This is a genomic window from Providencia sp. JGM181 (genome assembly GCF_018257375.1).
GTDB lineage: Bacteria > Pseudomonadota > Gammaproteobacteria > Enterobacterales > Enterobacteriaceae > Providencia > Providencia lanzhouensis.
Genome location: NZ_JAERJY010000167.1, coordinates 1 through 7,304, shown reverse-complemented (window position 1 = coordinate 7,304; position 7,304 = coordinate 1). Strand labels below are relative to the sequence as shown.

General features: G+C 36.1%; 3 protein-coding genes. 1 reads left to right on the top strand and 2 read right to left on the bottom strand.

Features of this window, described 5'->3' with window-relative positions; genetic code table 11:
- Positions 1 to 146: 146 nt before the first annotated feature.
- Entirely contained in the window at positions 147 to 773 is a 627-nt protein-coding gene (locus tag JK188_RS15595; RefSeq protein WP_211887779.1) for a hypothetical protein, read from the top strand.
- 130 nt (positions 774 to 903) lie between these two features.
- On the opposite strand, the gene JK188_RS15590 is transcribed toward JK188_RS15595, so the two are convergent.
- Positions 904 to 2,289, bottom strand: coding sequence for an SLC13 family permease (locus JK188_RS15590; RefSeq protein ID WP_211887778.1), 1,386 nt, complete (start codon positions 2,287 to 2,289; stop codon positions 904 to 906).
- 374 nt (positions 2,290 to 2,663) lie between these two features.
- Positions 2,664 to 7,088, bottom strand: a complete 4,425-nt coding sequence (locus JK188_RS15585) for a TcdA/TcdB pore-forming domain-containing protein (RefSeq protein WP_249216032.1) — start codon at positions 7,086 to 7,088, stop codon at positions 2,664 to 2,666.
- Positions 7,089 to 7,304 lie beyond the last annotated feature (216 nt).

Here is a 7,304-nt window from a genome sequence, read left to right as displayed (position 1 = left end):
CTAGTTAATTTTCATTAAAAATAGAGGTGTTAAATAGCTTTGGTGTTTTTAATAGCTCCCTCTTATTTTTTGATAACGTCAGAATAGAAAATTAGCATTATAGTCATCTGCGTTAAGGACATTTAATAGCAAGGAACTTATAACAGATGATTCACACAATAATGCTAACGAAACCCTTTCTGCTCAGTTGGAATATTCTTTCAACAATAGTCATTGAGCATAATTTTTTCTTGAGTAATGAGAATCATGGTCAGCGGAGTTTGGCCATTCAAATCGCCAAGATGATGTGGGCGAAAATACCCAAAATGGAGAACCGCTTTCCAAAACAACGAGTCATAAAGCTAGTTAATTCAAATTCATCTAGCCAATCCTCATTATCCTCATCTTTTCAATTAGCAAAACCTGTCTTGTTTGCTAATCGCTCCAATCATCAAAACACCCCTTTTATCACTTCTTCGAAACAACACAACTTCAATCCATCAAACACTCTATTCACTCCCCTTCATGACGGTATTTTGAGTGCAGCTCGTTATATGAAAATCGAGACTTTTCATCAACAAGCACACCATCTTGTGACAGACAAGGTTGTCACGATTTTCGGTAATATCCGCCCTCTTGAAAGCCATCAAACATTATGCAAAGCATGTCTTCTTTGCCCGCAAAATATAATTGATATTAAAGGATTCACTCAAACTAGAAATTCCTCACTACGTGGAAATAGTGAGATTTCAATATTCAGAACAGGAGCATTTCAGCTAGGGAAGAACCAATAGATGCTTGCCATATCAACAGCATCAGAAATAAAAACGGCCTCATTTTCTGAGGCCGTACTATTATTACGTTGCTATTTACTGTATTGCGCTTTATTAACAACGTCTATTTTGTTGAATTTTCCGAGGGCTATTACAGCCAGAAGAACCAAGCAAATAAAGAGATGACAATGATACATGCCACGTTCAATACAGCACCTACACGTACCATTTCAATTTGTCGAATATAACCCGAACCAAATACAATCGCATTCGGTGGTGTCGCGACAGGTAACATAAAGGCACAAGATGCACCGATACCGATAATCATGGTTAACGCCATAACAGGCATACCTAATGCTTCCGCAACCGTTGCAAAGATTGGAACCAACAGTGCCGCACTGGCTGTATTACTGGTAAATTCCGTCAGGATGATAATAAAAGTCGTCACCGCAAGAATGATTACAAACCAATGACTTTCACCAAATGTCATTTGCATCCAATCTGCCATAATTTTACTTGCACCAGATGAGCTTAAAATCGCGCTCAGTGTCAAGCCACCACCAAACAGCATCAATACGCCCCACTCGGTATTTTTCTGGATTTGTGACCAACTCGCCACACCCGTAATACCGATTAATACTGCCGCGCTCAATGCAATGATGGTATCTAAATCTTTCACACCACCAAGAGCATCACTAATAAATGTACTCGTGATCCAGCAAACAACCGCTAATAAGAAGATACTCATTGCGGTAATACGTTTGCCATTCCATTCAACTTTTTCTAATTCAATTTCAAAACGATGTTTTAAGTTTGGGCGCAGCATCATATACATCAAAACAAACATCATTGGCAGTAAAACTACCATGATTGGAATACCGTATTTCATCCATGACAGGAAATCTAAGCCAAGAGCAGAAGCTGCAATTGCGTTCGGTGGGCTACCTACGATGGTTCCTAAGCCACCAATACTGGCACTATAAGCCACACCCAATAATACAAATACAAACGTATTGCGCTCATGGCGAACATCAAGGTTAGAAAGAATACCTAAAACCAGCGGTAACATCATTGCGGCAGTTGCCGTGTTACTGATCCACATCGATAACCCTGCGGTCACCCCGAACAGCAAAATCACTGCAACAGATAAGCGTCCACGAGCTGCCATCAGCAGGCGATTAGCAATCAGGCGGTCAAGACCTTGAATATGCAATGCAGTTGCTAATGCAAATCCACCAAAGAATAAGAAGATAATTGGGTTTGCGAATGCTTTTAAAGCATCTCCTGTTCCCATTAATCCAAGACCTACCGCCAACAATGGGATACAAAGTGCGGTAATGGTCACGTGAATAGCCTCTGTCAGCCAAAGCACACCGACAAAAACCATTAAGGCCAGCCCAGCGTTTGCTTTGCCATCAAAAGGCAAATATTTCAACAGTAAAATCAGTAATACAACATCAACAGCTAAAATTATCCAACCACGCTTATTAGAAGGGGTTGGAGGAACTGCTGGTGTCAAAGATTCAGAAGCATCCATGTTTACTCCATAGCTCGGAAGCAATTTAAGTTTTCAAGTAATTTTTGTTAATCATTTTTTACAGGAGGTAAAATATAGAGTTAATTTAATGGGATGGAAATGTAGATAACCTAAAACTGCGATCTGAGCCGCGCAATTTACTTGCTTTATAGCTAAAATCTTAAAAATCTCACTAGCGATTCACAAAAATGGCAATTTAATTACCTAAAACAAGGTATAGGCGAGCATAACTCACTACTTTCCCTTCTATAAATTATTTCCTTTTAAAATATATAACAATTTGATAGTTCAGATAAATCGGCCTATATTCATTTTGTGAACTGTAAGCCAGCTAATCATGTAACTTAGACTGGCTTACATTTTTCTTTGTTATCTTAGGAAGGGGAATTTAGCAGGCTATAATATAGTCTCTTTTGAGGCAGCAGCTCAGTCTGCATTCCTGATATCCCTAAAAATTCTTTTTGCTCAAGATTGGATGTATACCCTGACAATAGTGATATATCCACATCACTCTCTATATCATTGTAGTTTGGTATGCTAATGTTTGTTTCCACCAAGTCGTCAGTCATTATGAGCAGATGCTGACTCATAAATTCCTCAAGGGGAATACTATTTGGCTGGTTAATAAAACGTAATTGCAAATGCTGATGAGACGCTTTCTGTTCTCCAAAAACCTGACGTAAAACCAGTACGGTATTTTGGCTAACATCCGTAATCAATAAATCATCCCCATGTTGGGTCACGAGTAGCTCATCTATATTTTCAATGGGTAATATCAATGTATCCAACTTTAAGTCATGTGAATTATTATCAATGATAATTCCATGATAGTACTGCCAAACTTCTTGTGAAATCCAGTAAGTGTCCTCACCCTCACCTGCGCTTAATACGATATTTTTAACATTTTTAATGGCTGATGGAGACAATACATCATTCTCTTTTCCGCTTCGAATGACTAGCGAAGAGCCCATACGCATTCCATTGTTTCCTAGTATATCGATATAGATAATCTCACCGCTCACCGCTGAAAGTAATAGCCCGTGACCAACCTGTTTGATATTTGAAAATTGCAAATTGGGATAAATATCCTCAGCAGAAGGTAGATCCTCATGCTTTAAAAGTGTTGAGCCTTGCGCAAACGCCAACCATAATTGGCTTTCACTCACCACAGGCTGCCTATACAATTTTTTTGTCGTAAAATCGAAAAGTAAGGCACTCGATTTCTGTTCATCAAACCCCCAAAATTTAATCTCATTTTTCAGTGATAATTCGTGTGCTATCACAATTTCACCATTAACAAACCAACCAGGAAAGGAAGCTTGACCTGTCGAATCATGTAATCCAATTAACATAATGGGCTGGCAGCAATAGTAATCACCTAATGCTTTCCACCATTCCGCTCGTTGATTAAGCCAAATTTCATTGATTGCAACCACATGAAATTTCCCTTCTGCATCAATTTGGCTGACAATCCCATCCCCATCAGACATAAAAATTTTCCCTTGTAAAAACACCACATTTTGTAAATTAAAAGGGGTATTTAAGAACCATGCGGTCGGTTTAATCACATTAAGTACATCTTGTCCTGGCCCTTCTTGGCGATAAACTTCCTTATTCTTCTTGCTATAAAAATAGAAAATCTCAGTACCTTGTTTATCGAACAAACTACCAACTAATGTGAGATCGGATGGAATAGGCCAATGACTTTGGTGTAATCGAATATTTGTCGGTGTTTCTCCATAGCCTAAAGAAGGGGATAAATTAGGTTTGATAAGTAAACCATCCGTTTTTCTCAACCAATAGCGGTGCAATGCTTGATTACCATCGATGCCTGAGATAGTAACTGTTTGACCTAAAATCGCATCCATATGTTGTACTTGTTGACCATGTAATTTATAGGTACTGCTAAGCATATAACTCTGTAGAAATGAGTGAGGGGATTGCGATGAAGATTGAGTCGGCGTTTCTGCAAGACGCATTATTAATCTTGAATCTGCATTTAAACCCAATAATTCGACTTGATTTTCCTTAAGCTGAAAATTGGCAACTTCATAAGTATCAGAATAACGGCACGAAAAATAAATATGTCCATCACCTTTCCATAATTGAAGTATTTCAAAATTCCGATTATTTTTATTTTCTAATTGGTATTCAGCATTAATCACACCTGTAGCAATATCAACTTCCCATATTTTTTTCTGTTCCGGTAAGTAAAAATAAGCTTTTTGACCAACAGTTGTACTAAAAACTGCATTTCGTTTATTTTCATTTATACTACTAATAAAAATATAGCGTTGAGAACTAACTTCATAAAATGCCCGACCAACATTTTCATTATTATATTGATGATTTTCTATCACAACATATTGCCCATGATTTTTATTCTGTTTAGCGTAATGTTGCAAATGTTGATTTAAATCTTGATTACCCGCTCTCCATTTATTTTCATCTTCGTTAATGATACTCATTTGTTGTGATGAAAAAGAAACTTTTTGTATTTCATCATTTTTGTCAACAAACAATATCGTTCCTTGAATACTGCTGGAATCCAAATCAATAATGATTCCATCTACTATCAATTGACCATTTTTTAACTCAACCTGATTGCTATCTAACTGACTAATATCAATAATCCACTTAGAATGTTGATTATTAGACGAATCATCAGTTAGCTTAATTTTGACACCTTTATTCAACGTTAATTTATATGTACCGCCATAGCCTTGTATATGATACTCAATCTTTCCATGCCACTCAGATGCTAGTTGAGGAATAACTAAATTACGGTCCTTTTTATCAAGAACAATATTTATAGATGTATCTACATATTCATGAAAAATTTGGGTAATCGTATTTTCACTTGGGAATATGTAAAAATCATAATCAAAGTTATCTTTTTTCTCTAAACGCCTAATAACATTAAAGCCACTATCATTACGCGATGTACAACCGGGCCATAAGTTATAACTGTATTTTATATAAGACTTAGGTATAACTGGAAGGATTATTGTGTCCACATGTTGAAAATCAATATCACGCTCTTTATTTTCATAACCAATTCCTTGACGAATATTTATGGCTTTAGATTTATCCAATAGCATCGTGGGAAAATTACCAGCCCAAAAGATATAATTTTTCCGTCCACCTCCTGCTGAATTCGGTTTTGTACGATATATATACTGACTATCAAATTCAATTTTATTATATCTAAGAGAGATAGTACTAAATACCGCACCAAATTTTGGAATGAGCATATTTTTATCTGAAATATAATCAAAACCATTACCTTTATAAGCTTCATCTAGTGTGTAAAAATAGCGTCCAACTGCCTTTGCATCCTCACCAATGATGGCAAAATTACGTGCTAATCCAACAAACCCGATACCTAACCCTGCCACAAGAACACTAGCGCTCCCTAAAGCACTTGCAGCCCCTGCACATCCAGCAATACCTAATCCTATTCCTCCTGAGCCTGTTGCAAAACTAGCAGAGTCAAAAGCAAGTTGAGTGCCAAATATAATACGTTCAGGATCATTTTCCGCATTTGATAATTCATAAGCATCGAAACCAACTAAGGCCCCACTAAAAATAACTGTCATTCCTTCATTCGCTGTTTTTGTCATTGATGAAAAGAAAAAATTCATTCCTTTCCCTGCTATTTCATTTTCTTGGGCTAGCTCTAATTTAACAATGTCATTGATTTTTACTATATCGTTCATCGCACCATGTGCCATCATTGAGTAATTAACATAGCTATGAATCTTTAGTGCTAAATATAAATTTGATGATACTTTTCCTTTTGATACATTATTATGATTCTTTTCTTCTGCCCATTGAATTATTGATTGGATAGCAATACCTGCATTTAATCCATCAAATGATGAAGAACTTGCTTCACCAAACTTTTCACGTAGATGGTTTTCTTCAAATGTGTAATATTGTCTGAAGATTCCCATTTGCTCTAAGGAATGGCGCTGAAATCGCATAAAAATACTATCTTTAGTTTCAACCCAACAAGTTAACTTTGAGTCCTTAATGTTAACGAACTGAATTTTGTAATTTTCATTACCCAATGACTCTACTGACGAAAATAATGGTATCCAGTTTTCATCCAATTTATTTTCTGTTGTTAATATTGTTAGCGATTGATCGATATTTTCAGCCCATTGCTCCGCATCTAAAATCACTAAGGATGTTTTCAATTGAGTGTCATGGATAATTTCATTTTGTTGATGGAATAAATCCTCGATTTCCTTTTCTCTTAATGACTTTATTGATAATTCTTCAGATGAAACTAAGTCATTTACAGTCAAATGATTACCGATAGGAACATCTTTCATACGACCGACATCAATAAAGACTAACTCAAATGCAGGATTATTATTTCGCTCAAAAGCGCTATAATAACTTGCCATTTTCTTATCAACGAAAAAAACCTTTAAAGCTGAAAATAATCGTTTACTATTTTTGAAGGAAAATAAACCAAAATTAGGATCGTAAAAATAATATATACTTTTCCCATTATCTACAACCTTCCCAACTAGCATCGAATGGCTTTTACTGTTCATTGCAAACATTTTTGTTTCTTCATTGATATCTAGTAATGTCTGTATTTTCTTCAATTCCATCACGCCATGAGAAAAGGAGGATTCAACCGCACTAACATTGGAATGAAGATTTTTGAGTGACGATTGTAATAATAGCGCATCCTTACTTTCAGGCGCTGCCGCTGCCATATATAGCTTATCAATAAATCTATCAGCACCTGTATGTCCATTAAGAGCTAATGCTACAGACATCGTTCTCACTAAAGGGTAACAGCGACCACCTGAATCACTTCTTATTAATGATAAATAAAAATCTTGTGGTATTAACCGATTTGTTTTGCTGCCTAAAGAAGAAAATAACTCACTAATCTTCCCTGTTTGATTTAAAACCTTTGAAATATATTCAGAATAACTTACATCTTGAATTTGGCGATATAGTGCACCTCTTTCTTTTGCTGTATATTCTCC

Coding starts and splice junctions, on each gene's coding strand:
- JK188_RS15595 (WP_211887779.1), top strand. CDS start 147: ATGATTCACACAATAATGCTAACGAAACCCTTTCTGCTCAGTTGGAAT.
- JK188_RS15590 (WP_211887778.1), bottom strand. CDS start 2,289: ATGGATGCTTCTGAATCTTTGACACCAGCAGTTCCTCCAACCCCTTCT.
- JK188_RS15585 (WP_249216032.1), bottom strand. CDS start 7,088: ATGTCTGTAGCATTAGCTCTTAATGGACATACAGGTGCTGATAGATTT.